At 66.7% G+C, this 25,547-nt stretch carries 20 protein-coding genes; 15 read left to right on the top strand and 5 right to left on the bottom strand.

What is annotated here, in order from left to right:
• Positions 1–125 precede the first annotated feature (125 nt).
• Together OG716_RS33805 and OG716_RS33800 are read right to left on the bottom strand one after the other, a co-directional pair.
• The gene (locus OG716_RS33805) at positions 126–1,064 is read right to left on the bottom strand and encodes an ROK family protein (protein WP_405134446.1); all 939 of its coding nucleotides are present in this window, start codon (positions 1,062–1,064) and stop codon (positions 126–128) included.
• A gap of 12 nt (positions 1,065–1,076) precedes the next feature.
• Positions 1,077–1,991, bottom strand: a complete 915-nt coding sequence (locus OG716_RS33800) for an SIS domain-containing protein (protein ID WP_405134445.1) — start codon at positions 1,989–1,991, stop codon at positions 1,077–1,079.
• Positions 1,992–2,142: 151 nt separating this feature from the next.
• Here OG716_RS33800 and OG716_RS33795 point away from each other — a divergent pair, with 151 nt between their 5' ends.
• The 5 genes from OG716_RS33795 (at position 2,143) to OG716_RS33775 (ending at position 9,648) form a co-directional block, all read left to right on the top strand.
• Positions 2,143–3,396: an extracellular solute-binding protein gene (locus OG716_RS33795; protein ID WP_405134444.1), complete on the top strand. Its 1,254-nt coding sequence runs from the start codon at positions 2,143–2,145 to the stop codon at positions 3,394–3,396.
• A complete protein-coding gene (locus OG716_RS33790; RefSeq protein WP_405134443.1) occupies positions 3,393–4,289 on the top strand; it encodes a carbohydrate ABC transporter permease in 897 nt (298 codons plus the stop codon). The genes OG716_RS33795 and OG716_RS33790 overlap by 4 nt, the downstream gene beginning before the upstream one ends.
• Entirely contained in the window at positions 4,286–5,173 is an 888-nt protein-coding gene (locus OG716_RS33785) for a carbohydrate ABC transporter permease (protein WP_405134442.1), read from the top strand. The genes OG716_RS33790 and OG716_RS33785 overlap by 4 nt, the downstream gene beginning before the upstream one ends.
• Positions 5,174–5,186: 13 nt before the next feature.
• On the top strand, positions 5,187–5,975 hold the full coding sequence (locus tag OG716_RS33780) for a DeoR/GlpR family DNA-binding transcription regulator (protein ID WP_355129067.1): 789 nt from the start codon (positions 5,187–5,189) through the stop codon (positions 5,973–5,975).
• 130 nt (positions 5,976–6,105) lie between these two features.
• Positions 6,106–9,648, top strand: a complete 3,543-nt coding sequence (locus tag OG716_RS33775; protein WP_405134441.1) for a BTAD domain-containing putative transcriptional regulator — start codon at positions 6,106–6,108, stop codon at positions 9,646–9,648.
• Here OG716_RS33775 and OG716_RS33770 read toward each other — a convergent pair.
• Positions 9,632–10,393, bottom strand: a complete 762-nt coding sequence (locus OG716_RS33770) for an ABC transporter permease (protein WP_405134440.1) — start codon at positions 10,391–10,393, stop codon at positions 9,632–9,634. The two genes, OG716_RS33775 and OG716_RS33770, sit on opposite strands and share 17 nt — an antisense overlap.
• The gene (locus tag OG716_RS33765; protein ID WP_405134439.1) at positions 10,390–11,334 is read right to left on the bottom strand and encodes an ATP-binding cassette domain-containing protein; all 945 of its coding nucleotides are present in this window, start codon (positions 11,332–11,334) and stop codon (positions 10,390–10,392) included. Before OG716_RS33765 ends, OG716_RS33770 begins: the two co-directional genes overlap by 4 nt.
• Positions 11,335–11,638: 304 nt before the next feature.
• On the opposite strand from OG716_RS33765, the gene OG716_RS33760 reads away from it, so the two are divergent.
• The 4 genes from OG716_RS33760 to OG716_RS33745 all read left to right on the top strand — a co-directional run bounded on the left by OG716_RS33760 (position 11,639) and on the right by OG716_RS33745 (position 16,193).
• The gene (locus OG716_RS33760) at positions 11,639–13,243 is read left to right on the top strand and encodes a CocE/NonD family hydrolase (RefSeq protein ID WP_405134438.1); all 1,605 of its coding nucleotides are present in this window, start codon (positions 11,639–11,641) and stop codon (positions 13,241–13,243) included.
• Complete coding sequence (locus tag OG716_RS33755; protein ID WP_405134437.1) at positions 13,240–14,805, top strand: beta-N-acetylhexosaminidase; 1,566 nt, start codon at positions 13,240–13,242, stop codon at positions 14,803–14,805. Before OG716_RS33760 ends, OG716_RS33755 begins: the two co-directional genes overlap by 4 nt.
• Positions 14,806–14,853: 48 nt before the next feature.
• Positions 14,854–15,672, top strand: a complete 819-nt coding sequence (locus OG716_RS33750) for an esterase/lipase family protein (RefSeq protein WP_405134436.1) — start codon at positions 14,854–14,856, stop codon at positions 15,670–15,672.
• Positions 15,673–15,755: 83 nt separating this feature from the next.
• Positions 15,756–16,193, top strand: coding sequence for a DUF4254 domain-containing protein (locus tag OG716_RS33745; RefSeq protein WP_405134435.1), 438 nt, complete (start codon positions 15,756–15,758; stop codon positions 16,191–16,193).
• Positions 16,194–16,713: 520 nt separating this feature from the next.
• Here the strand turns inward: OG716_RS33745 and OG716_RS33740 are convergent.
• The gene (locus OG716_RS33740; RefSeq protein ID WP_405134434.1) at positions 16,714–18,333 is read right to left on the bottom strand and encodes an ATP-dependent DNA ligase; all 1,620 of its coding nucleotides are present in this window, start codon (positions 18,331–18,333) and stop codon (positions 16,714–16,716) included.
• A gap of 127 nt (positions 18,334–18,460) precedes the next feature.
• Here OG716_RS33740 and ramB point away from each other — a divergent pair, with 127 nt between their 5' ends.
• From ramB to urtE, 6 genes are all read left to right on the top strand, one after another.
• On the top strand, positions 18,461–19,870 hold the full coding sequence (ramB, locus tag OG716_RS33735; protein ID WP_327142533.1) for an acetate metabolism transcriptional regulator RamB: 1,410 nt from the start codon (positions 18,461–18,463) through the stop codon (positions 19,868–19,870).
• A gap of 346 nt (positions 19,871–20,216) precedes the next feature.
• Complete coding sequence (gene urtA, locus OG716_RS33730) at positions 20,217–21,491, top strand: urea ABC transporter substrate-binding protein (RefSeq protein ID WP_405134433.1); 1,275 nt, start codon at positions 20,217–20,219, stop codon at positions 21,489–21,491.
• Between the two features lie 426 nt (positions 21,492–21,917).
• A complete protein-coding gene (gene urtB, locus OG716_RS33725) occupies positions 21,918–22,802 on the top strand; it encodes an urea ABC transporter permease subunit UrtB (protein ID WP_405134432.1) in 885 nt (294 codons plus the stop codon).
• A complete protein-coding gene (urtC, locus tag OG716_RS33720; RefSeq protein ID WP_405134431.1) occupies positions 22,799–23,989 on the top strand; it encodes an urea ABC transporter permease subunit UrtC in 1,191 nt (396 codons plus the stop codon). Before urtB ends, urtC begins: the two co-directional genes overlap by 4 nt.
• Positions 23,986–24,849 (top strand): urea ABC transporter ATP-binding protein UrtD, encoded by an 864-nt coding sequence (urtD, locus tag OG716_RS33715; protein ID WP_355129045.1) that lies wholly within the window; start codon positions 23,986–23,988, stop codon positions 24,847–24,849. Before urtC ends, urtD begins: the two co-directional genes overlap by 4 nt.
• Positions 24,842–25,534: an urea ABC transporter ATP-binding subunit UrtE gene (urtE, locus tag OG716_RS33710; protein ID WP_405134430.1), complete on the top strand. Its 693-nt coding sequence runs from the start codon at positions 24,842–24,844 to the stop codon at positions 25,532–25,534. The genes urtD and urtE overlap by 8 nt, the downstream gene beginning before the upstream one ends.
• The last annotated feature ends 13 nt before the right edge of the window (positions 25,535–25,547 follow it).

Raw genomic sequence — 25,547 nt, 5'->3', positions numbered from 1 at the left:
TCGTGGACAGGCGCGCGGGATTCCGCCAAGCGCCGCTCATGCGCCCGACCTCCGCGTGCGGCCCGCAGCTCGGTGTGGGGTCCGCCGCCGGCACGGGCTTATCGGGTCGGCGCCTCTCGCAGTGGTCATGCGAGCACACCGCATTTGGCGAAGAGGGCGGCGCCGGTGAGCCCGGCGCGCGCGCCGAAGGCGCCGATGACCACTTCGGGCGCGGGGACCACACGCAGGCGTTCGGTCAGGGCCTGATGCAGCGGGTGGGCCAGGGCGTCGCCCGCGCCGGCGAGGCCGCCGCCGAGCACGATCAGTTCGGGGCAGGTGGCATGGACGACGCCGAGCAGCCCGGCGGCCAGGGCGTCGACGGCATCGTCGAGAACGGCACGCGCCTCCGAATCATGGGCGAGACGGTCGAAGACCACTGCCGCGCTGAGGCATTCGGTACCGGTGCGCCGGGCGTAGGCGCGGGCGATGGCGGCGGCCGAGGCCACCGTCTCGACGCAGCCGGTATTGCCGCAGGGGCAGGGCAGGCCGTCCTTGCGCACCGCGATATGGCCGTATTCCCCGGCCTGGCCGATACCGCCGCGTACGAATCGCCCACCCACGGACAGGGTTCCGCTGATTCCGGTGCCGATGATGACCACACAGACCGAATCCCGGTCGCGCCCCGCGCCGAACCGCCATTCCGCCCAGCCGGCCGCCACCACATCGTGTTCGAGCAGCACCGGCATCCCCCACCGATCACTGAACCGGGTACCCACCGCCACATTCCGCCAGCCGATATTGCTGCTGAACACCGCGATCGACCGGTCCGTGTCGACCACCCCGGGCAGCAGGACCGCCGCGCGTTCCACCCGCGACCGCTCCGCCGCGGAGAGCTTGCCCAGCAGCGCATCTCCGAGCTCCAGCATGGCGGTGAAAGCCGCCGCTCCGCGCGGGGTGGCGATATCACCGGCGGCCAGCGCGACGCCCTCGGCGTCGGTGATTTCCGCCTTGATGGTGGTGCCGCCGACATCGAGACCGAGCACGAGCGCGTCCGCTCCAAGTCCGATGACGGTTTGCAGATTCATGCCGGGCTCCGCTCAGGAATCGAGAACTACCGAGCGAGTGAGGCTACGCGGATGGTCGGCATCCAGGCCCAGATCGGCCGCACGGAGCACACAGAGCCGGTGCACGCGAACAAGATCCGCCATCGGATCGATGGCCCGGTGCTCCAGATGTGCCCCGGTCGCGGCGATATCCGCGGCGAATCCGGGCAGCAGCGGACCCAGCGCCCACACCGCACGCCCGGGCGCGGCGATACTGATCGGCCCGTGCCGGTACTCGGTGGACAGGTAGGACTCGGTCCAGGACTGACAGGATTCACGCAGTTTGAGCGCCGCCTCCTCGCCCAGCGCGGCGGCGAAACCCATTCCGGTGAAGGTGATCTGGTCCGCGTGCCGCACCGCGCCGAGAGCGGTCGCGGGCTCCTCGGCCAATACCGCTCTGGCCTGGGCGATTACGGGCGTGAGATCCTCGCCGAGGCTCCAGCGCAGGATGGCCAGCGCGGTGGTGGCGAAGCGCGTCTGCACCACCGACCGCTCGTCCACCTCATCGATGAGGATCGAATCGCCCAGTGCGAGCACGGGTGTGCCGGGGCTCGAGCAGATGATCGTGCGCGGCGCCCCGGCCGGAAGCGCGCGCAGCGCATCGATCACCTCGGTGGTGGTGCCGGACCGGCAGATCACCACATACCTGTCGTACCGGCGGCCGATCGGCATCTGCCCGGCGGGCCAGGCATCGGTCAGCCCCTGTCCGGACCCCTCGCGCAGCGCCGCGTACGCGCGCGCCATGAAAAGGGATGTGCCGCAACCGATCGCGGCCACACTGTCGCCGGAGACCGGAAGCAGTGCGCGATGGGTCGCGGCAACGGTCCGCGCCCCGGTCCAGTTGTCGGGCTGCGAGGCGATCTCGGCGGAGAGATGAGTGGCTGAGGGTTTTTCGGCGGAGGACAGCACCAGCCCAGCCTGCGCTCAGTGATCGTTCATGTCAAATTTACAGCCAAAGCAGTCACAATCGATCACGCCTGCGTTAGATTCGACAACAATCACCCGTTCGACCTCATCATCCTCGGTTTCGCCCGGGTGCGTGTATCGAAAGGTTCCACAAGTGAAAAGATCCCTCCACCAGACCATTGCGGGCGTGGCAGTGCTCACGGCAGCCGTCCTCGCCACCTCCTCCTGCGGCTTCGGCTCGAAGAGCTCCTCCAATAACGGGCCGAACAACCTCAACCTGCTGGTTCCCGCCTACAGCGACGGCCCGCACGGCACCAAGGCGCTGTGGGAGGGCATCCTGAAGGGCTTCCACGACCAGAACCCGGACATCACGGTGAATCTGCAGGTGGAGTCGTGGGACACCATCAATGATGTGGTGCGGACCGATTTGCAATCGACCTCCAGCACGCCGGACGTGCTCAATATCGACGCCTACTCCAGCTTCGCGGGCGACAAGATGCTGTATCCGGCCTCGGATATCGTCTCCGATTCGGTGCTCGCCGATATCCAGCCCGGTTTCAAGCAGAACGCCACCATGGACGGAACCCAGTGGGCGCTACCGCTGTTCGCCTCCACCCGGACCCTGTTCTACAACACCGACCTGCTGACCCGCGCCGGCGTCACCACCCCGCCCAAGAACTGGGCCGATCTCACCGATGCGGCCAAGAAGGTCGAGGCGCTCGGCGGCGGCGTCTCCGGGTACGGCCTGCCGCTGGGCAGTGAGGAAACGCAGGGCGAGACCTCCATCTGGACCTTCGGCGCGGGCGGCAATTGGTCGGCGGACGGCAAGGTCACCGTCGACACCCCGGAGAATCTGACCGGTGTGCGCGCCATGAAGTCGCTCGCCGATGCCGGTGTGACGCAGCCGAATCCGGGTGCGACCGACCGCAAGGACGTCCTCAATGCCTTCATCCAGGGCAAGATCGGCATGATCGAGGGCCTGCCGCCGCTGATCGGCATGATCGCCGACAAGAACCCGGGGTTGAAGTACGCGACCGCGCCCTCGCCGACCGAGTCCGGGCAGCCGGTGACCCTCGGTGTGGCCGATCATCTGATGGCCTTCAAGAAGGACGGCAGTAAGCAGGCCGCCATCAAGAAGCTGCTCGACTACTTCTACGCGCCGGACGCCTATACGAATTTCGTGAAGTCCGAGCACTTCATTCCGATCACCGTCAGCGGCCTCACCGCCCTCGCCGACGATCCGGTGACCAAGGCCTTCGCCGCCACCCTGCCGGCCGCCAAGTTCTACCCGAGCAACAATCCCAAATGGGCGGCGGCACAGGGTGCGATCAAGCAGCAGCTGGGCACCATCACCCAGGGCGCCGATCCGGCCGATGTGCTGAAGAAGATCCAGCAGGCCGCGAATTGAGCAGGCGCGGAACCAGATTCACGGCAGGGCTGGCTGCCCTGCCGTGGGTCGGCCCGGTTCTGATCCTGGTGGTCGCGATCGTCGTGTTCCCCGCCGGATACATGTTCTGGACCAGCACCCGGAATCTGTCCCCCTACGGCCAGGATCGCGGCTCGGCGGGATTCGGGAACTACCGCACGCTGTTCGCGATTCCGGAGCTGGGATCGGTGCTGTGGCACACAGCGTTCTGGGTGATCGGGGTCGTATTCATCACGCTGGTGCTGTCGGCCGGACTGGCACAGTTCCTCAACAAGGACTTCCCGGGACGGACGGCGGTGCGGCTGGCGGTACTGGTGCCGTGGGCGGCGTCGGTGATGATGACGACGACGATCTTCTACTACGTGCTCGACCCGGATGTCGGCATCGCCAATCGGTTCCTGGTCGATATCGGCGTGCTGGACCGGGGTTTCGGCTTCACCAAGGAGCCCACCCAGGCCTTCCTGGTGGCGATCGGCGTCGGCGTCTTCGTCTCCATCCCCTTCACCACCTATACGATTCTGGCCGGGCTGCAGGCGATTCCGGCCGAGGTGGTGGAGGCGGGCCGGATGGACGGCGCGAATTCCTGGCAGCGCTACCGCCATCTCGTACTGCCGCAGCTGCGCCCGGCCATGGCGGTGGCCGCCATCATCAACATCATCAACGCCTTCAATTCATTGCCGATTCTGCAGGTCCTGACCGGCAGCATCGCCGGATTCGCCGCCGACACCACGACCACGCTCACCTTCAAGCTCATTCGGCAGAACCAGCAGATCGGTACCGCCGCGGCCATGAGCGTGCTGAATTTCGTGCTGATCGTGGTGATCATCGCGATCTACGTGAAGGTGATCCGCCCGACCGATCAGGTGGACTCGTGACGACTACGCTCCCCACTCCCGACGCGAGCGCCGCCGCGGCGAAACGCCCCGCGCCCCGGCGGAAACGACGCCGCTGGGAACTGACCGCGGTCGGCGTACTGCTCGCCGCGCTCTTCCTGATCCCCTATGTGGTGATGGTGCTCGGCTCGCTCAAATCCCGCGCCGAGATCCTGCGCATTCCGCCCACCTATCTGCCGCACGTCTGGCATCCGGACAACTACTCCACCATGTGGAACACCCCGGAGACGCCGCTGCCGTTCAATCTGGTGAGCACGATCGTCATTTCGGTGAGCGCGACCCTGCTGGTGCTGGCGGTGGCCGTTCCGGCCGCGTATTACACTGCGCGCCGCCGCTTTCCGGGCCGCGCCGCCTTTCTCGGCGTGGTGCTGATCACCCAGATGCTGCAGCCGACCGTGCTGGTGACCGGTCTGATCCGGGAGTTCTTCGCACTCGGCATCAATGACACCTGGCTGGCCATGATCCTGGTGAACGCGGCCTTCAATCTGTCCTTCGCGGTGTGGATTCTGCACAGCTTCTTCGCCTCGGTGCCCGTGGAGATCGAGGAGGCCGCACAGCTGGACGGACTCAGCCGGTGGCAGATCCTGAGCCGGGTGAGCCTGCCGCTGGTGTGGCCGGGCATCGTCACCGCGACCATCTTCGTCATGGTGGCGTGCTGGAACGAATTCGCCGCCAGCCTGGTGATCCTGACCACGCCGGAGAACCAGCCGCTGTCGGTGGCCTTGACGAAGTTCATCGGTCAGTACGACACGGCTTGGCAATACGTGTTCGCCATCTCTACCGTCGGTATCGTGCCGGTCGTCATCCTCTTCGCATTCATCGAAAAACGTCTGGTCGCCGGTCTCACGGCCGGCAGCGTGAAATGACAGGCAGGGTGCAATGACCGCGGCGGCCGATCGATCCACCCGCTGGAACCGGCTGCTCGAGCTGCTGGCCGAATCCGGCCGGCTCTCGGTGGAGGAGGCGTCCGAACGACTGGGCGTCTCCGCCGCCACCGTCCGCCGCGATTTCACCTCGCTGGCCGACCAGCAGTTGGCCACCCGCACCCACGGCGGCATTGTGGCGACCTCGGTCGCCTACGATCTGCCCGCCCGGTACCGGCACAGCGACGATGCCAAGCAGCGCATCGCCGAACACGCGGCCGGGCTCATCGATACGCATGCGGTGGTCGGGCTCAATGGCGGCACCACCACCACCGCCGTGGCCCGCGCGCTGGCGAGCCGCCCCGACCTGGCCACCGCCACGGACGAGCGGCTCACCATCGTCACCAATGCGCTGAATATCGCCTCCGAGCTGGTCCTGCGCCCCTATCTGCGCACCATCTGCCTGGGCGGTATGGCCCGCCGTGAGTCCTACGAACTGCACGGCCCGCTCGCCGAGCGTTCCCTGGCCGAATTGCGCTTGGACACACTGGTTCTCGGCGTCAACGCGCTCTCCGTCGACGGCGGTGCGCAGTGCACCCACCTCGACGAGTCCGGCGTGAATGCCGAAATGGTCCGCCGCGCACAGCATGTCATCGCGGTGGCGACCTCGGACAAACTCCAGCGCACCGCACTGGCCCGGATCTGCCCGATCGAGCGGATCCACGTCCTGGTCACCGATTCCGACGCCGATCCGGAGACCGTCGCCGGGCTGCGCGCCGCCGGTGTGCGAGTCGATCTGGTGTGAGCCGGATGCCCGGGGCCGCCGAGCGAATCGGTGCACTCCGATTCCACACCGATTGCTGACCGGTTGCCGTGGGAGAGCCGACAATCCGGGCACGGGGCAGGCTGGCGGCCCGGCGATCGTGCACGGCAAGATGAGCCGGGTGCAGATCGGGATGCTTGGACCGCTGGTTATTCGGGCGGATGACGGCGGTGCGATAGAGGTGCCGGGCGCCCGGCTGCGTGCGCTGTTGATCGCACTCGGCCTCGAACCCGGGCGTGCCGTCTCGAAAGCGAAGCTGGTCGATTGGATCTGGGGTGAGCAGCCGCCCGCCGATGCGGCGAATGCGCTGCAGGCCTTGGTCTCCCGGCTGCGACGGGTGCTGCCGGACGGTTCGATCGAGGTGCAGGCGGGCGGATACCGGCTGACCGTGGAACCGCACGCGGTCGATGCCGTGCGGTTCGAAGAGCTGCTCGACCAGGCCCGCGGCAGCGCGGACCCGCGCCGCGCCCAGCTGCTGCGGGAGGCCCTCGAACTGTGGCGCGGCACCGTGATGCAGGACGTCGGCCTGCGGGACAGCGAGGCCTTCGACGCCGTCGTCACCCGGCTCGAGGGGCTGCATCTCGCCGCGCTGGAGGATCGCTACGAGGTGGAGATCCGCCTCGGCCGGGGTGCGGAACTGGTCGCGGAGCTGACCGAATCGGTGGCCCGGCATCCGGTGCGGGAACGACTCGCCGCCGCGCTCATGCGTGCCCTCGGCGCCGCGGGCCGTGGCACCGAGGCACTGCAGGTGTACCAGCGGGCGCGGGAAGCGCTCGCCGACGAGCTGGGCGTGGACCCCTCGCCGGAGTTGTCCGCACTGCACGTCGCGCTACTGCGCGGCGAATTGGACGCACCGGAGCCGACTCCGGCGACCGAGGAAGTCCGCAAGACCAACCTGCGGGCCGAGCTGACCACCTTCGTCGGCAAGTCCGCCGATGTCGCCGCGGTGGCCGAACTTGTTGCGGAGCACCGGCTCACCACCTTGAGCGGGCCCGGGGGCTCCGGTAAGACCAGGCTGGCCGTGGAAACCGCGCAGACCCTGCTCGGCGAACTGCCGGACGGGGCCTGGCTGGTGGAACTCGCGCCCATCGGCGCGAGCGGTGATGTGGCCCAGGCGACGCTGGCCGCGCTCGGACTCCGCGAGGCGCTGCTCGGCGGCGCACCGGACGCGGAACCGATGGACCGGCTCATCGCCGCGTTCCGCGAGCGCGAAGCGCTGTTGATTCTGGACAACTGTGAGCATGTGATCGAGGCGGCGGCGAAATTCGCCCACCGGTTGCTCGGCGAGTGCCGGCAACTGCGGATTCTCGCGACGAGCCGGGAGCCGCTCGGCATTACGGGTGAGGCGCTGTGGCAGGTCGAGCCGCTGGCGCTACCGGCCGCGGACGCGGCTCCCGCCGATATCGAGTCCTCCCCCGCTGTTCAGCTCCTCCAGGACCGCGCCGGCGCGGTGAGCCAGTCGCTGGCAGCGGACGCCCACGCACTCTCGAATATGGCGCGCATCTGCCGCGCGCTCGACGGGATACCGCTGGCCATCGAACTGGCCGCGGCCAGATTGCGCACCATGTCCCTCGATCAGCTCGCCAACCGCCTCGACGATCGATTCCGTCTGCTCACCGGCGGCAGTCGTACCGCGATACCGCAGCACCGGACGCTGCGCGCGGTGGTCGACTGGAGCTGGGAGTTGCTCACCGACGCCGAACGCACTGTGCTGCGCCGACTTTCGGTGTTCGCCGGCGGCGCGAGCCTGGACGCCGCCGAGCAGGTCTGCGCCGGGGATGCCCTGTGGAGCGACCCGCGAGGAGACGCCAGCGGTGCCAATTCGAGCGACCTGCAAGCAGTCGCCAACAGTGCCAATTCAAGCGACCTGCAAGCAATCGCCAACAGTGCCAATTCAAGCGACCTGCAAGCAATCGCCAACAGTGCCAATTCAAGTCACCTGCAAGCAATCGCCAACAGTGCCAATTCAAGCGACCTGCAAGCAATCGCCAACAGTGCCAATTCAAGCGACCTGCAAGCAATCGCCAACAGTGCCAATTCAAGCGACCTGCAAGCAATCGCCAACAGTGCCAATTCAAGCGACCTGCAAGCAATCGCCAACAGTGCCAATTCAAGCGACCTGCAAGCAGTCGCCAGCGGTGCGGTCGAGCAGTGGGAGGTGCTCGAGCTGCTGACCACGCTGACCGAGAAATCGCTGCTGCGCACCGTGGCGAGCAGCGCAGGGCCCGCGGCGGGCGACAGCGCACCGCGCTACCGGATGCTCGAGACGATCAAGGAGTACGCCCGGGAACGGCTCACGGAGGCAGGGGAATCGGAGTCCGCGCGCCGGGCGCATCTCGCGTACTTCACCGAGCTCGCCGCCACCGCCGATCCGCATCTGCGCCGCGCCGAGCAGCTGGAGTGGCTCGCCACCCTCGCGGCCGACCACGACAATATCGCCGCCGCCCTGCGCGCCGCGCTCGCGGCCGGCGATGCGACCGGGGCCATGCGGCTCGCGGCGGCCGCCGGCTGGTACTGGTGGCTCGGCGGGCACAAGGCCGAGGGCATGGAGCTCATCATCGCGGCCGCCGAGGCGCCCGGCGAGGTGGACGACGACACCCGGGCCATGGTGTACACGCTGGTCGTGCATTTCGTGTCCGCCGGGCGGAATGACGAGTTCCAAGTGGAGGATTGGATACATCGGGCGCACCACTACAGCCGGGACTCCCAGATCCGCAACCCGCTGCTCGGATTCGTCGGCGCGCTGGAGCGCATGCTGCAGGGGCCGGATGCGTTTCTGACCGCGTTCGAACCGCTGCTCACCGATGAGGACCCGTGGGTACGCGCACTGGCCCGGTTGCAGATGGGCAAGATGCGGATCGTGCTCGGCCGGGATACGCAGGATGTGGATGCGTATCTGGAGCAGGCGCTCGCGGAATTCCGGGCGATCGGCGAGCGCTGGGGTATGTCGTTCGCGCTGACCGAGGTGGCGAATCGCATCGCCATGCGCGGCGAATTCCGCAGTGCGATCGAACATTTCGACCAGGCGATCGCGGTGGTCACCGAGGCCGGCGCGCTCGAGGACGTGGTGCAGCTGCGGGCGCGGCAGGCGCAGCTGTACTGGCTGCTCGATGATGCCGAGGCGAGCGCGGCCGCCATGGCCGAGGCGCAGCGGTGCGCGCAGCGCTGCGCCTGGCCGAACGCACTGGCCGAGCTGGCCCTGGCGCAGGCGGAGCTGGCTCGCTGGAGCGGCGACACCGATCAGGTCTACCGCCAAATCGACGTCGCGACAGTCACATTGGATACCGAGTCGACCAATATCCGGGCGGTGACCCACGATCTGCTCGGCTATGTCGTCGACAGCCTCGAGGATGCCCGCGAGCACCGCGTCACAGCATTCCGGGCGGCGTCCGAGACGGGGTACGCACCCCTGATCGCGCAGGTGCTCATCGGAATCGCGGACCAGGCGCTGCGCGGGGAACAGTACGAGCAGGCCGCGCGGCTGCTCGCGGCGAGTACGACGGTGCGCGGTCTGCCGGATCGGTCGCATCCGGATGCGGCCCGCATCGAACAGGCCACGCGCGAAAGCCTCGGCGAACCGAAGTTCGCCGAGGCGATGCGGGAGGGTGCGCAGACCAGCTGGCATGAGCTGATCGAAACTACGCTCGCCTGCTGAATGTGGCACGGGACCACAGGTATCCGACCAGGGCGATACCGGCGCACCAGGCCAGCGCGGCCGCCGTGTAGCCGCCCGACGGGTTGCCGGTGAGCAGGCCGCGCAGCGATTCGATGATCGGCGTGAAGGGCTGGTACTCCGCGAATTGCCGGATACCCTGGCCCATCTGGTGCGCCGGCACGACCGCACTGCTCACGAAGGGCAGCATGATCAGCGGCACGGTGGTCATGCCCGCGGATTCCGGAGTCTTCGCGGCCATGCCCAGTGCGACGGTGAGCCAGGCGGTGGCGAAGGCCGTCGCCGCGATGACTCCGATCGCGCCGAGCCATTCCAGCGGGCTTGCCGCAGAACGGAATCCCAGTGCGAAGCCGACGCCGATGACGGCCGCGGTGGAGATCGCGATGGTCAGCATGGTGGCCACCACGTGGCCGGTCAGCACCGCGCCGCGAGAGACGTCCATGACCTTGAACCGGTTGATGATGCCCTTGGTCATATCGGAGTTCACCGATACGGCGGTCGAGGACAGTCCGTAGCTGATGGCCAGCAGGATCATGCCCGGCAGGGCGTAGTTGATGTACTTCTCGCCGACATTGAAGGCATTGCCGAAGACGTAGACGAAGATCAGCAACATCATGATCGGCATCAGGGCCGCGTTGAAGATCGTGACGGGCGTGCGTGCGGTGTGTTTGAAGTTGCGCCGCAACATGATCGACGCGTCTGCCAGTGGTGCGGAAAGGGTGCTCATGATGCGTCGGCCTCCGTGGTCGCGTGTCCGGTCAGGGCAAAGAAAACGTCGTCGAGATCGGGGGTGTGGATCGAGACGTCCGCGGTCTCGATCGAGTGGTCGGCGAGCCGATTCAGCAGCTCGCGCAGCGATTTGGTGCTCCCGTCGCCGGGAATCCGCAGGGCCAGCGCCTCGTCGTCGCGGGTGGAACCGGGCAGAATCCGTTCCGCCGCATCCATTTCCGCGACAGCGGTGAAGGTGACCTGGATGTGGCTGCCCGGTATCTGGCGCTTGAGCTCGGCGGGCGCGCCCTCGGCGACAATGCGCCCCTGATCGAGCACGGCGACCCGGTCGGCCAGCTGATCGGCTTCCTCGAGGTACTGGGTGGTGAGGAAGACGGTCACACCGTCGGCCGTCAGATCCCGCACGATGTCCCACATGGTGCGCCGGCTGCGCGGATCCAGTCCGGTGGTCGGCTCGTCCAGGAAGATGATCTCCGGCCTGGTGACCAGCGTCATCGCCAGATCCAGCTTCCGGCGCATACCTCCGGAGTACGTCGACGCGTGCTTGCGCGCCGATTCCACCAGATCGAATCGCTCCAGCAGGCCGGCGACCACCCGCTTGCTCTCGCTGCCCCGCAGGCGATGCAGATCCGCCATCAATCGCAGGTTCTCCTCGCCGGTCAGCAGGTCGTCCACCGCCGCGAACTGCCCGGTGACGCCGATCGCCTTGCGAACCGCCTTGGGTTCGGTGGCGATATCGTGCCCGGCCACACTCGCCGTGCCGCCGTCGGCGGTCAGCAGTGTGGTCAGCACATTGACCGCCGTCGTCTTCCCCGCACCGTTCGGGCCGAGCAGCGAGAAGATCGTGCCGGTGCCGATATTGAGGTCAATGCCATCGAGAACTGTTTTGTCCCCGTACGTCTTTCGCAACCCGGAGGCCGCGATCGCTGAACTTGTCATGGGAATACCTTCGCCAGCCCGCCTGATACGGGCCTGACGCAGACCTGACATGGCTCCTGACATGAGGAGGCACAGGGATCAACCCAATGTTTGTGATTGTTAATGATCGGTTTCCGTATAGACAGAGCATAAACGCTCAATTACTCTCGGTGAATCGATTCCGGCCGCAGAGGACACCTCATGCATGAACTTCCCGCACCCGATCTCCTCGGCACGATCCTCGGCTACCTGCTCATGTCGCCGGTGTCGCTGTTGCAGAATTTGGGCCAGCTCATCGTGAATCTGCACTGAGGGGGACGCGATCATGAGCAATCGGCTTCTCCGCGCACTCGCCGCGACCGCGCTGTTCGCGGCGGGCGCCACCCTGTCCCTCACGCCCGCCTCCGCTGTGCCCATCCCGGGCGGGCAGATCACCACGCTTTTCATCCCGGGCGCGGACGGGGTGCCGATGAATGCCGTGATCACCGCGCCGCCGGACCTCGCCGCGCACCGGAACGCGCTGGTATTGCAGCCGTCGGGATGGGGAGTGCCCGCGATGGGCAGCCTCGGATCGGCCTACAGGCTTTCCGCCGCGGACGGTTTCGTCTCCATCGAATACACCGCGCGCGGCATGTACCTCTCCGGTGGCGATGTGGACCTGTTCGGCGAGAAGGATGCCGAGGACGCGTCGGCGATCATCGACTGGGCCGTCGCCAATCTCAATGTGGACCCGGAGCGCATCGCGGTCGCGGGCGGCTCGTACGGTGCGGGGCTGAGCGTGCTTGCGGCAGCGCATGATTCACGCATCAAGGCCATTGTCGCCGACTCCCCGCCCGGTGATCTGGCCGATGCGCTCGCACCGAACGGCACCCCGAAGACCGGCGGCCCGGTCGCCCTCGCACTGGCCGGGGTCGCGACCAACCGGTTCGGTCCGGAGCTCGTGCGGCGCGGCCTCGACGCGATCGTGCGCGGCAACGGCGTCGCCTTCGATTCGCTGGCTTCGCGGCATGTGCTGGCCGACGCCATACCGAAGCTCAATGCCAATGGCACGGCAGTCTTCCTGGCCCACGACTGGCAGGACAGCCTGCTGCCCGTCGGCCCCGTGTACTCCCTGTTCGATCAGCTCACCGGGCCGAGGATGCTGTATCTGGCGCCCGGCGACCATTCGACCGCCGGCGGCGCGGGCCAGATCGTCGGGCTGCCGAATTCGTACTGGGACGCTGGAATTCGGTGGCTGGACCACTACGTCAACGGCACAGACAATGGCATCGACCGGGAGCCGGCGGTGAATATCCAGGCTGCCGATACCGTCAGCCTGCTGCCCGATCCCCAGGCGCTGGTGCACTTCGACTCGGTCGCCGATGCGCGGGCCCCGCTCCGCGACTTCCCGCTCTCGGCCCCCGCGGCCGGGGTGCTGGGCGGGGATACCAACGAATCCTGGAGTCAGCCACTGACTTCCGGACCGACAACCGCCATCGCGGCGGTTCCCTACGTCACCGGTTCCCTGGCACAGCTGGGACTGGCTCCGGCCATCCCGATCAGCAGTGTCGACCGCGATGACGCGGGCGTCTGGCGCACCGAGCCGTTTGCGAACGGCGGCGTCGTCTCCGGCAGCGTGCACCTCGATCTCACTGTCGCACCGTCGACTTCGGATCTGACCATGATCGGGATCCTCTACGACGAGGGCCCCGACGGTAGTGGCAAGACGATCAGCTACTGGCCGATCACCCGGCACGGTCTCGCCGCGGGCGCTCCGAACACGGTGCGGTGGGATCTCGCACCGACCTATTGGAATCTCGCACCGGGCCACCGCCTGACGCTCACCGTCACCACCCAGGACCCGATCCCGTTCGAGAGTTCGACCCCGATGGGCAGTCAGGTCGTCTTCTCCGCGCCGTCCATGGCGGAACTGCCGGTGCGCGCCTCGTGAGCCGGCTGCCGTTGACGATTGCGGCCGTACTGGGGGCGGCCGCGTTCTGCACCGGAAGTCTCACCCTGCCCGCACCGGCGGGACGGGCCGATATCGTGCCCGTCCTGCCGGTGACGGTGCCGAGCGTGCACGAATTCACGCCTGGCTCAGGATATTTCGATCTCGCGAGCGGCGCGCACATCGTGGCCTCCGGCGAGGCCGCGCCGATCGCCACCCGATTGGCCGGTGATCTGACTCGCGCCGGTCACGTCGCGACCCCGGGCGGCGGCGCGGCGGGTCCAGGTGCGGTGACACTGCGCATCGACGATTCCGGCCCGCCGCAGCCGGAGTCGTACCGCATCGATATCGGCGACACCGTTACCGTTACCGCCCGCACCACCGAGGGCGCGATTCACGCCACACAGACACTGCTGCAATGGTTCTCGCAGAGCACGGTATTGCCGTTCGGAACCGTGACGGACTGGCCCGACTACGGCGAGCGCGGCCTGCTGCTCGATCTCGGACGCAAATTCCTCACCGTCGACTGGATCAAGCAGCGCATCCGCGAGATGGCCTACTACCGGATGAATCTCATCCAGCTGCATCTTTCGGATAGTTACGGATTCCGGCTGGCGAGCATCTCGCATCCGGAGATCACCTCGCCGCAGCATTACAGCCGAGCTGAAATGTCCGAAATAATCTCCTACGCCGCCGATTACGGCATCGAGGTGATGCCCGAGATCGGATTTCCGGGCCATATGAACGGCATTCTGGAATCGCATCCGGACCTGATCCTGCACCCGGCCACCACGAGTCCGGTCGATGCCGCCACCGACAGTCTGCTCGCGGGCACCGCGCAGGGCCGCATCGATCTGTCGAATCCGGCCGCCCGGCCGCTCATCGAAGATCTGCTGCGAGAATTCGTGCCCTTGTTCCCCGGCCGCTATTTCCACCTCGGCGGCGATGAGTACGTCAGCGATTACAGCCGCTTTCCACAGCTCACCGACTACGCTCACACCACGCTCGGCCCGCAGTTCACCGGTCAGGATCTGGTCGCGGACACCGTGAACCGGGCGGCGGGCATCATCCGGTCCTACGGTAAGACTCCCCGCATGTGGAACGACGGCATTCCGGCCGGCGGACGCATACCGGTCGACCGATCGATCATCGTCGACTATTGGACGGGGGGAAACGGATTGATCCCCTGGATCGGCACTCAGAACGGCCCCGAATCCCTTGCCGACCAAGGCTTCACGCTCAGCAATGCGAGTTTCACCCCCACCTATTGGGCCACCGGCGGTACCGCCGCCGCACTGAACTCACCGCCGGAACTGCTCTACGCCTGGGACCCCGCACTTTTTGTCAACGGCACCCGATTGCGGGCCGATCAGCGCGATCGATTGCTGGGTTCGAAGTTGTTCGTCTGGGCCGACGATCCGAATGCCATGACCGAACAGCAGATGGTCGATCCGGTCCGGGCGAGATTGCCCATCATGGCGCAGCAGCTGTGGGCCGGCACCAAGGGCAACCCTTATCCGGTATTCGTCGATCAGGTTCGCGCCGTGGGTAACCCGGCTGGCTGAATGCCGAGAACTGGCGCAACACAAAACAATTCATGATAGGAGAGGGCAATGGTCCGAATCTCGGGCACAGCCCTGGCGGCAGCGGTCGCGACAGCCGTCCTCACCGGTATGGCCGCCACACCCGCGACCGCCGGGCCCGCCGATCCGGCCGGAACCTGCCGCCCCACCGCCGACCATCCGTACCCGGTCGTGCTGCTGCACGGCACCATGGACGATGCGAGCGCCTGGAATGTGCTGGCGCCCAACCTGACCGCGGCCGGATACTGTGTCTTCGCGCCCAGCTACGGGCAGGACAGCTCATCCCTGCCCTACGGCGGCATCGCACCCATCGCCCGCGCCGCCGTCGAGGTAGCGACCTATATCGACGGGGTGCTGGCCCGGACCGGTGCGGCCCGCGTCGATATCGTCGGGCACTCCCAGGGCGGCACCATCGCCGAGTACTACGCCAAGAATCTCGGGCAGGCGCGGCACGTGCACACCGAACTCCTGCTGGCCCCCGGTACACACGGCACCACCCTGTCGGGCCTGGTCGGTCTCGTGGATCAGGCGCCCGCGGTGCGCAGCGCCGTGGACAGCGAGATACTGCCCGCGTTCTGCGCGGCCTGCGCCGATCTGGAGGTGGGCTCGACCTTCATGAACACCCTCGATGACGGCCCGATCGCCCAGCCGGGCGTGCACTACGCGGTCCTGGCCACCCGCGACGACACCACGGTCACTCCGGCGGGCCCGGCCTCGTTCATCGACGAGCCCGGCGTGACAAACCAATTCGTGCAGGATCTGCGACCCGGCAGCGTCGCACATCAGCACCTGCCCCTCGATGCCGCCGTCGGCCGGTGGGTCCTGGACCAACTCGGATCCGGCCGGTAATCACCGCTCCGGCACGGGGTTGCACCGCAGGTCCGGCGAATGTTGTTGCCAATCGGAGATATTCGCGTAGCACTATGGCGGCCGTGCCCCTGCTCCCCCCGAAACATCTGCTGCTGCAGGCCTGCCGCGGCCTGCCCCCCGAAGACCATCCGGTGCTGCGCTGCGCCGGGCTGCTGGCGGATCTGCACGAGCGACGACTGACCGCGGCGGCGACCGGGCGCATCGATCAGGAACGGGCGCACCTGGTGCTCGATATCGACCGCTGGGTGGCGGCCGAACTCCCCAAGGCCGACCGTGATGCCCAGTTGCATACCGAAACCGTCGGCACGGTGGTGGATCGCCTGGCGCAATTCTCGGCCCTGGCCTATGTGACGCTGGCCAGCTCGCCGGACGATGCGATCAATGACGCGGCGCTGCGGCTCACCGAGCTCTCCATCGCCTACGAGCATCTGGCGACCGAATTGGCCGCGGGCCGCCGGCGCCTGCCCAACCTGACGGGCAATCGCGAATACGAGTACTGATCGCGGCGGAATGCCGCGGACGTACGTCGGCGGCGCCCGGCGAGGGGTCGGGACGCCGCCGACAGCACAGGTGGATCATGCGCAACCCACCGTTGAAAGCCCCGGCCCGGCACACGGAGAGCAGAACCCACATGGGAGATGCGGAGGCAGTGTCCACTCCCCGTCACCTGACAACAACCAGGCCCGAGCTATCAACAAAATGAATCCTGCACCCCCAACCTCGGAGGACCCTGTCTATCCACCTGTGAATCCGCTGTGTCTAATTTGCCCTCCGCTTCGCTCCGGGCGGGCCGTGACCCTGTTTGATTTGCCCTCCGCTTCGCTCCGGGCGGGTCGTGGCCCTGTTACCCGGTTCTTCCCTCCCTCCACTCCTCCGCTTCGCTCCCCCGCTCCACTCAGTCCAGAACCGGGCGGGCCACGACCCTGTTTGATTTGCCCTCCGCTTCGCTCCGGGCGGGCCGTGGCCCTGTTACCCGGTTCTTCCCTCCCCCCACTCCTCCGCTTCGCTCCCCCGCTCCACTCAGTCCAGAACCGGGCGGGCCACGACCTCGGGGCGGATGTCGTTCTGGGCGGTTCCGTCGTGCGGAAGGGACGGCTGGCGGTCGGTGGGAAGTGTTGGGGTGGTGGCGGTTTCCGGGAGCAGGGCGCGCAGGGTGGTGATGGTGTCGGCCTGGTGCGGTTCCTTGTCCGGGCGGTAGCGGACCACGCGGGCGAAGCGCAGGGCGATGCCGCCGGGATAGCGGGGGCTGACCTGGACGCCATCGATGGCGATCTCGACGACCAGTTCCGGGCGCAGGTACACGGTATTGCCGTCCTGGCGGCGCTCGTGCCGGGGGAATTCGGCGGTCTGCCAGTGCAGTAGCGCATCGGTGAGGCCCTTGAAGGTCTTGCCGACCATGATGGGCTCACCGCCGTCCGGATCCAGGGCTCCCAGATGCAGATTCGACAGGTACCCGGTGCGGCGGCCGTAGCCCCATTCCGCGCCGAGGACGATGAGGTCCAGGGTGTGCGTGGGTTTGATCTTCTGCCAGGCGCGGCCGCGCCGACCGGCCGCGTAGGGCGCGTCCAGGGATTTGATCATGATGCCCTCGTGACCGGCCGCCAGGGCGCCGTCGAAGTATTCGGCGGCGGCCTCGGCATCGGGGGCGATGAGAGCCGGAATGCTCAGTCCGCAAGCCACTTTCGTGAGCGCGAGGCGGCGCTCCCGCAGCGGGGCGTCGAGCAGGTCCACACCGTCCAGATGCAGGCAGTCGAAGAAGTACGGGTGCAACAGCAGCTCCTGCGCGGTGGCGGCCCCGAATCGGCTCATGGTCTCCTGGAAGGGCCGGGGCCGGCCGGAGTCGTCGAGCGCCAGGGTCTCCCCGTCCAGCACCACACTGGTGCAGTCGAGTTCCCTTACCAGGCTGACCAATTCGGGAACGCTGCCGGTGATATCGCGCAGCGTGCGGGTGAACACCCACACTCGGTCACCGTCCCGGTGCACCTGGATGCGCGCACCGTCCATCTTGTGTTCGACGCTCACCGCACGGTCGAATTCGCTCAGCGCCTCATCGAGCGCGGCCCCGGGCGAGGCGAGCATGGGCTGAATCGGCCGCCCGACCTCCAGCCGGAAGGCGGCCAGCGCCTCCGCTCCGCCGGTCCGGGCCGCCAGCGCCGTCACGGGCAGGCGCCCCGACAGCATGTGCGCCCGCCGCACGAGTTCGATCGGCACCTCGAAGGCCATGGCGACCGCCTCCGCCACGACGGCGGTGAGCGCGCCCTGCCGCATCTCCCCGGTCAGCAGGCGGATCAGGAATTCCTGCTCGGCTGCGGTGGCGACGGTGAACATCTGCGCCAGCAACTGCTTGCGCCGGGCGGTCGACCCGCTGCCCGCGACCTCCGACAATTCGGTGAAGACCTGATCCACCTGCTGCACGGTCAGCGTCTGCAGCTCGGCAGGGTCGGTTTCCATCGAGGTCAGCGTCCGCCACCCGGTGCCTATTCGCCCCTGCGGCAATTCCCCCGAAACCCAGGCCACGACCTGGGCCAATTCCAGCGGATCGGCCGCGCCCAGCAATCGCGCCAGCGTATTTATCTTGGTCTTGCGCGAGGACGTCGCGCGCACGGCCTGTGACGCCTGAACCACCTGCGACAAGAGCACCGAACGACGGTAGCGCCGGGGTATGACAGATCTGGGACCTTCGCGCCGCGCCCGCTGTGACGCAGCACTCAGCAGAGTTGCTAATTCCGGGTTGGCAGGCCTGCGAAACCGCCCATAAACTGGGCACATGGCCAAGACTTTCGTCGGCGCGCGCCTGCGGCAATTGCGCACCGAACGCGGGCTGAGCCAGGTCTCCCTCGCCAAGAAGCTGGAGATTTCGGCCAGCTACCTCAACCAGATCGAACACGACGTTCGCCCGCTCACCGTACCGGTCCTGCTGCGTATCAGCGAGGTCTTCGGGGTGGACGCCGGATTCTTCTCCTCCCAGGACGACACCCGCCTCATTGCCGAACTGCAAGAGGTGGTGATGGACCAGGAGCTCAGCATCGAGGCCGATGCCCAGGAAATCGCCGAAATGGTCTCCGCGCACCCGGCTTTGGCGCGTGCCATGGTGAATATGCACCGCCGCTATCGCAATACGACCGCGCAGCTGGCTGCCGCCACCGAGGACCGCTTCGCCGACGGCAGCGGGTCCGGCGCCATCTCCAAACCGCACGAGGAAGTGCGCGACTACTTCTATCAGCGGCAGAACTACATTCACGAATTGGATACCGCGGCCGAGGAACTCGCGAACCGCATGCGTTTCCACGGCGGCGATCTGAAACGGGAGATCGCGCGCCGCCTCACCACCGCGCACGGAGTGCAGATCGTGGAACGCATCGACCTGCACGACGGCGTACTGCACAGATACGACCCCGAACAGCGCCGCCTGGAAATCGCGCCGCATCTCTCCGGCGGGCAGCGGGTATTCAAACTCGCCGCGGAACTCGCCTATCTGGAGTGCGGGGATCTCATCGAAAAGCTGGTCGAGGAGGGCAACTTCTCCAGTCCCGAATCACGGGTACTGGCGAAACTCGGCCTGGCGAACTATTTCGCGGCGGCCACGGTGCTGCCGTACACGCATTTCCACGAGATGGCCGAAGACTTCCGCTACGACATCGAACGCCTGTCGGCCTTCTTCACCCAGAGCTACGAGACCATCTGCCACCGCCTCTCCACCCTGCAGCGCCCCCGGCTGCGTGGCGTCCCGTTCTCCTTCGTCCGAGTGGACCGCGCCGGCAATATGTCGAAACGCCAGTCCGCCACCGGATTCCACTTCTCCTCCAGCGGCGGCACCTGCCCGCTGTGGAACGTCTACGAGACCTTCGCCTACCCCGCGAAGATCATGACCCAGATCGCCCAGATGCCCGACGGCCGAAAGTATCTGTGGGTGGCCAGAACCGTGGAACGCCGCGCCACCCGCTACGGCGAACCGAGCAAGGTATTCGCCATCGGCCTCGGCTGCGAACTCCGCCACGCCGGTCGCGTCGTCTATGCCGACGGCCTGGATCTCAACGAGCCCAAGGCAACTCCCATCGGCGCCGGCTGCCGAGTCTGCGAACGCTCCAACTGTCCCCAGCGCGCCTTCCCCCCACTCGGCAAATCCCTCGACATCAGCGAGCACCGCAGCTCTATCTCCCCCTACGTGATCCAGTAACCGCAGCATCCGGAAAGTTACTTCCGGGTAGGACATCTCACAGTCCGATTCGTTCCGGCGCCAGCACCCATTGACACCGAATCGGGCCTTGTCACCCATTCTCACCTGCTGTTATAGCCGCCGCACCCGAACCGGAAGTTCTTGCGGTGAGCGGAAATTCACTCCACGGAAACATCAGCAATCGGACCGTCACCGAGAGTCATTCCGGCGCAACACTTCCCGTTTACCGTTCGCACCACGAATACAGCCGTTGTATACGCGGCGGTATTCGCAAGCGGCGCACGTGGCGTCGCTGTGCTGGTAACCGGCTGATGCCGAACCCCGTGAAGTGAGAAGGGTCCGCCCCATGCAAGATTCCCACCGCCGACAGCGAACTGCGCGCCTGGTCAGAGCAATCACCATCCCGACCGCCCTGGTGCTGTCCGTAGCGCTCGTCTCGGGCTGCGGTTCGCGCGACGACAACACCGCGTCGGGCTCCAACGCCAAGTCCTGTGTCGACACCTCGAAGGACACCATCAAGATCGGTTCGCTGCACTCACTGACCGGCACCATGGCCATCAGCGAGGTCACCGTCGCGAATGCGACCAAGTTGGCGGTGGACCAGATCAACGCGTCCGGCGGCGTCATGGGCAAGAAGCTCGAGGTGGTGCTCGAGGACGGTGCGTCCGACCCGAAGACCTTCGCGGAGAAGGCCGAGAAGCTGATCAGCTCCGACTGCGTCGCAGCGGTTTTCGGTGGCTGGACCTCCTCCAGCCGCAAGGCCATGAAGCCCAAGTTCGAATCGCTGAACTCGCTGCTCTACTACCCCGTCCAGTACGAGGGCCTGGAGGACAGCAAGAACATCTTCTACACCGGCGCGACCACCAACCAGCAGATCGTGCCGGCGCTGGACTACCTGAAGCAGAAGGGCATCACCTCCCTCTACCTGGTCGGCTCGGACTACGTGTTCCCGCAGACCGCCAACCGGGAGATCAAGGCGTACGCCAAGGCCAACGGCATCGAGATCAAGGGCGAGGACTACGCGCCGCTCGGCTCGACCGACTTCTCCACCATCGTCAACAAGGTTCGCAACTCGCATGCCGGTGCGGTGTTCAACACCCTGAACGGCGACTCCAATGTGGCGTTCTTTCGCGAGTACTCCAACGCGGGCCTGAAAGCCGCTGAGATGCCGGTGGTTTCGGTCTCCATCGCCGAGGAGGAGGTCGCGGGCATCGGTGCGCAGAACATCACCGGCCAGCTGACCGCCTGGAACTACTACCAGACCGTCGACAGCCCGGCCAACAAGGCGTTCGTCACCGCGTACAAGGCCGCCTACGGCGCCAACAAGCCCACCTCCGACCCGATGGAAGCCGCCTACACCTCGGTCTACCTGTGGAAGAACACCGTCGAGAAGGCGAAGTCGTTCGCAGTGGCCGACATTCAGGCCGCCGCCAATGGCGTCACCTTCGACGCCCCGGAGGGCACCGTCACCATCGACGGCGACAACCACCACATCACCAAGACCGCCCGCATCGGTGAAATCCATCCGGACGGCCTGATTTACACCGTGTGGGATTCCGGCAAGCCGATCCAGCCGGACCCGTACCTGACCACCTACGACTGGGCCAAGGGCCTGAAGTAGCTGCATTTTCGGCTCCGCTTCGCTGCGGCGGGTGCTGTATTTTCGGCTCCGCTTCGCTGCGGCGGGTGCTGTATTTTCGGCCTCCGCTTCGCTGCGGCGGGTTCGCGGCCCTGTTACCCCGTTCTTCCCTCCCTCCGCTCCTCCGCTTCGCTCCCCCGCTCCACTCGGTCCAGAACGGGGCGGGCCGCGAACTTGGAGTTCTACTTGTTCGGGGTGATTCGTGTGGACGAGGTGGGCGCGAACCAGAGCTCGGGTGAGCAGAACCGTCAGATGACCCTTGCCGTGAGGGTCGACAGGAATTGCCGCCGATGAGGGGCGGCCGGTGCGATACCGGGCTTCCGATATCGCACCGGCCGCGCGGTGGCACCGCCCGCTACATCGTCCGCACGACGCGCGGCCGCTCGAGAGAACTACAGAGGTAATCACATGGAAGTCGCTGTCGGACAGCTCTTCACGGGCTTGAGCCTCGGCTCTATCCTGCTGCTCGCCGCGCTGGGCCTGTCGCTGACCTTCGGTCAGATGGGCGTGATCAATATGGCGCACGGCGAATTCATCATGGCCGGTTGTTACACCACATTCGTTGTGCAGCAGGTCATTCACTCGACCGGCGTCGCACTCATCGTGTCGCTGTTCGTCGGCTTCCTGGTCGGCGGGCTACTGGGCGCGGCCCTGGAAATGGGTCTCATCCGCTGGATGTACGACCGGCCACTGGACACCCTGCTGGTCACCTTCGGCGTGGGCCTGGTGCTACAGCAGGCCGCCCGCAATATCTTCGGCGCTCCCGCCAAGAATGTGGTGGCCCCCGACTGGCTGACCGGCGGCATCACCATTGCCGGCACCGTGGTTCCCAAGACCCGCATCTTCATCATGGTGCTGGCCCTGGTCGCGGTCATCGCGCTGGCCACCGCACTCAAGACCACACCGCTGGGCCGGCGCATCCGGGCCGTGGTGCAGAATCGCAGTCTTGCCGAAACCTCCGGCGTCTCTTCTCGTTTCACCGATATCAGCACCTTCTTCATCGGCTCCGGCCTGGCCGCGGTCGCCGGGGTGGCGCTCACCCTGATCGGTTCCACCAGCCCGACCATCGGTCAGTCGTATCTCGTCGATGCCTTCCTGGTGGTGGTCATCGGCGGCCTGGGACAGATCAAGGGCACCGTCATCGCGGCCTTCGGCATGGGCCTGCTGAATTCGTTCGTCGAATACTCCACCACCGCGCCGGTCGCCAAGGTGATCGTCTTCATCGTGATCGTGATCTTCCTGCAGGCCCGCCCGCAGGGCCTGTTCACCGTTCGCACGAGGAGTCTGGCATGACTCTCATCCAGCGCACTTTCAAAGACGCATCGTCGTTCAAGGTCGTGGGCGGTTTCGTCCTGGCGGCCGTCGTCCTGTTCGGTATCGCACCCGCGATGCTCAGCGATTTCCGGCTGAGCCTGCTGGCGAAGTTCCTCTGCTTCGCCATTGTCGCGGTCGGCATCGGCCTGTCCTGGGGTCGCGGCGGCATGCTCACCCTGGGCCAGGGCGTGTTCTTCGGCATCGGCGCGTACATCATGGCCATGCATATGCAGATGGCCGACGCCGCCAAGGCGCACGAGGACGTGCCGGAGTTCATGTCCATCGCCGGCATCTCCGAATTGCCCTCGTACTGGCGGCCTTTCGCCTCCGCACCGGTCGCGATCCTGGGCATTCTGGTGGTGCCCGCACTGGTCGCGGCGGTGCTCGGCTTCGGAGTGTTCAAGCGCCGCGTCAAGGGCGCGTACTTCGCCATTCTGAGCCAGGCGCTCGCGGCGGCGCTGGCCATTCTGCTCACGGGTCAGCAGACCATCGGCGGCTTCACCGGTCTGAGCGACTTCAAGACCTTCTTCGGCTTCCGCCTGGACGATCCGGTGAACCGGCGCATGCTGTTCTTCATCGCGGCGGGCGCACTGCTCGTGGTGGTCGCCATCGCGCGCCAGCTGATGAACAGCCGCTACGGCGAACTCCTTGTCGCCGTGCGTGATCAGGAGGAGCGCGTGCGCTTCCTCGGCTACGACCCGGCCAATATCAAGATCGTCGCGTATGTGGTGGCCGCCTTCTTCGCGGGCATCGCGGGTGCGCTGTTCACCCCGATCGTCGGCATCATCTCCCCCGCCGATATCGGCGTGGTGCCCTCCATCGCCTTCCTGGTCGGCGTCGCCATCGGCGGCCGCACCACCCTGCTCGGCCCGGTGCTGGGCGCGATCGGCGTGGCCTGGGCGCAGACCACGCTCTCGGAGAACTTCCCGTCGGCCTGGACCTACTTCCAGGGCGCGCTGTTCATTGTGGTGATCGGCTTCCTGCCCGCCGGTCTGGCCGGATTGCTGCCGCTGGCAAAGCAATTGGCGGAGCGGATGCGCCCGGCGCCGGGCTCCGGCCCGGCGGTCACCGCCTCGGCCGTCTCCGTCGAGGCACCGGCCGACGAGACCGCCGAACCCGCCACCGAGCCGGATGCCCCCGCGGACGAAGAGAAGGTGAAGGCATGACGACCGCTGCCGCGCAGGAACCCAAATTCGGCGGCAATGCCGGAATGGACAGCGAATACCTCGAAATCCGCGGCCTGTCGGTGAGTTTCGACGGCTTCAAAGCCGTCACCGATGTGGATCTCACTGTGCTGCAGGGTGATCTGCGCTTTCTCATCGGACCGAACGGCGCGGGCAAGACCACGCTGATCGACGCCATCACCGGTCTGGCCGCCGCCACCGGTTCGGCGCGCAAGTCCGGCAGTGAGCTGATCGGTAAGAAGGTGCATCAGATCGCCCGGCTGGGCGTCGGCCGCACCTTCCAGACCGCCAGCGTTTTCGAGCAGCTCACCGTGCTGCAGAATCTCGATATCGCCGCCGGCGCCGGACGTTCGGCGCTGACGCTGCTGCGTAAGCGCAAGTCGGTGCTGCCCGCCATCGAGGAGGCGCTGGAGACCACCGGCCTGACGGCCCTGCGCGACAAACCCGCCGGGGTGCTCGCGCACGGCCAGAAGCAGTGGCTGGAGATCGGCATGCTGCTGGTGCAGAACGCCTCGGTACTGCTGCTCGACGAACCGGTCGCCGGTATGAGCGCCGAGGAGCGCGAGGAGACCGGAAACCTGTTGCGCCGCATCGGCGGTGAACGCATCGTCGTGGTCGTCGAACACGATATGGACTTCATGCGCGCCTTCGCCACCTCGGTCACCGTGCTCGCGGGCGGCCGGGTGCTCAGCGAGGGCACCGTCGAACAGGTCCAGGCCGATCCGAAGGTGCAGGAGGTCTACCTCGGCACCGCGGCGGCCGGTGACCTGCCGCCCGCCGCCGACTCGGCCGGTCCCGCCGAGAGCGCATCCACCGACGCAGAGGAGGCCGCGAATGCTTGAGATCATCGACCTACAGACCGGATACGGTCGCAGCCAGGTGATTCACGGTGTCTCGCTGACAGTTCCGAGTGACGGCGTGGTTGCCGTCATGGGCCACAACGGCGCCGGGAAGACCTCGCTGCTGCGCGCCGCGGTTGGCCTGCTGCCCGCCAAATCGGGGCGGATCCGCTTCAATGACGAGGACATCACCAAGATGGCCCCGTCGCGGCGGGTCAAGCGCGGCATCGCCTATGTACCGCAGGGGCAGCAGTCCTTCCCGCAGCTGACCGCGCTGGAGAACCTCCAGGTGGTGGCGGACGGGCGCAAGCGCGGTAAGGAGCTCATCGCCGAATCGCTGGAGCTGTTCCCGGCCCTGAAGGAATTGCTCACGCGCAAGGCCGGATTGCTCTCCGGCGGTCAGCGGCAGCAGCTGGCCATCGCACGCGCGCTGATCACCGAACCCAAACTGCTCATTCTCGATGAGCCGACCGAGGGCATCCAGCCGTCGGTGGTGGCCGAGATCGAGCGCACCATCATCGATCTCACCAATCGCGGTGGTCTGAGCGTGCTACTGGTGGAGCAGCACATCGGCTTCGCCCTGCAGGCCGCGCAGCAGTACTACGTGCTGCAATCGGGCCGCATCACCTCCTCCGGGGCGGGCGGCGCGGGCGCGGAATCCAACGTCCGTCTGGCCATGGCGATCTGATCGGCCGTCCCGA

Source organism: Nocardia sp. NBC_01388 (assembly GCF_045040085.1).
In the GTDB taxonomy this organism is placed as follows: domain Bacteria; phylum Actinomycetota; class Actinomycetes; order Mycobacteriales; family Mycobacteriaceae; genus Nocardia.
Note: the sequence above shows the minus strand (reverse complement) of the source record. Positions and strands in the feature narration are given on the sequence as shown.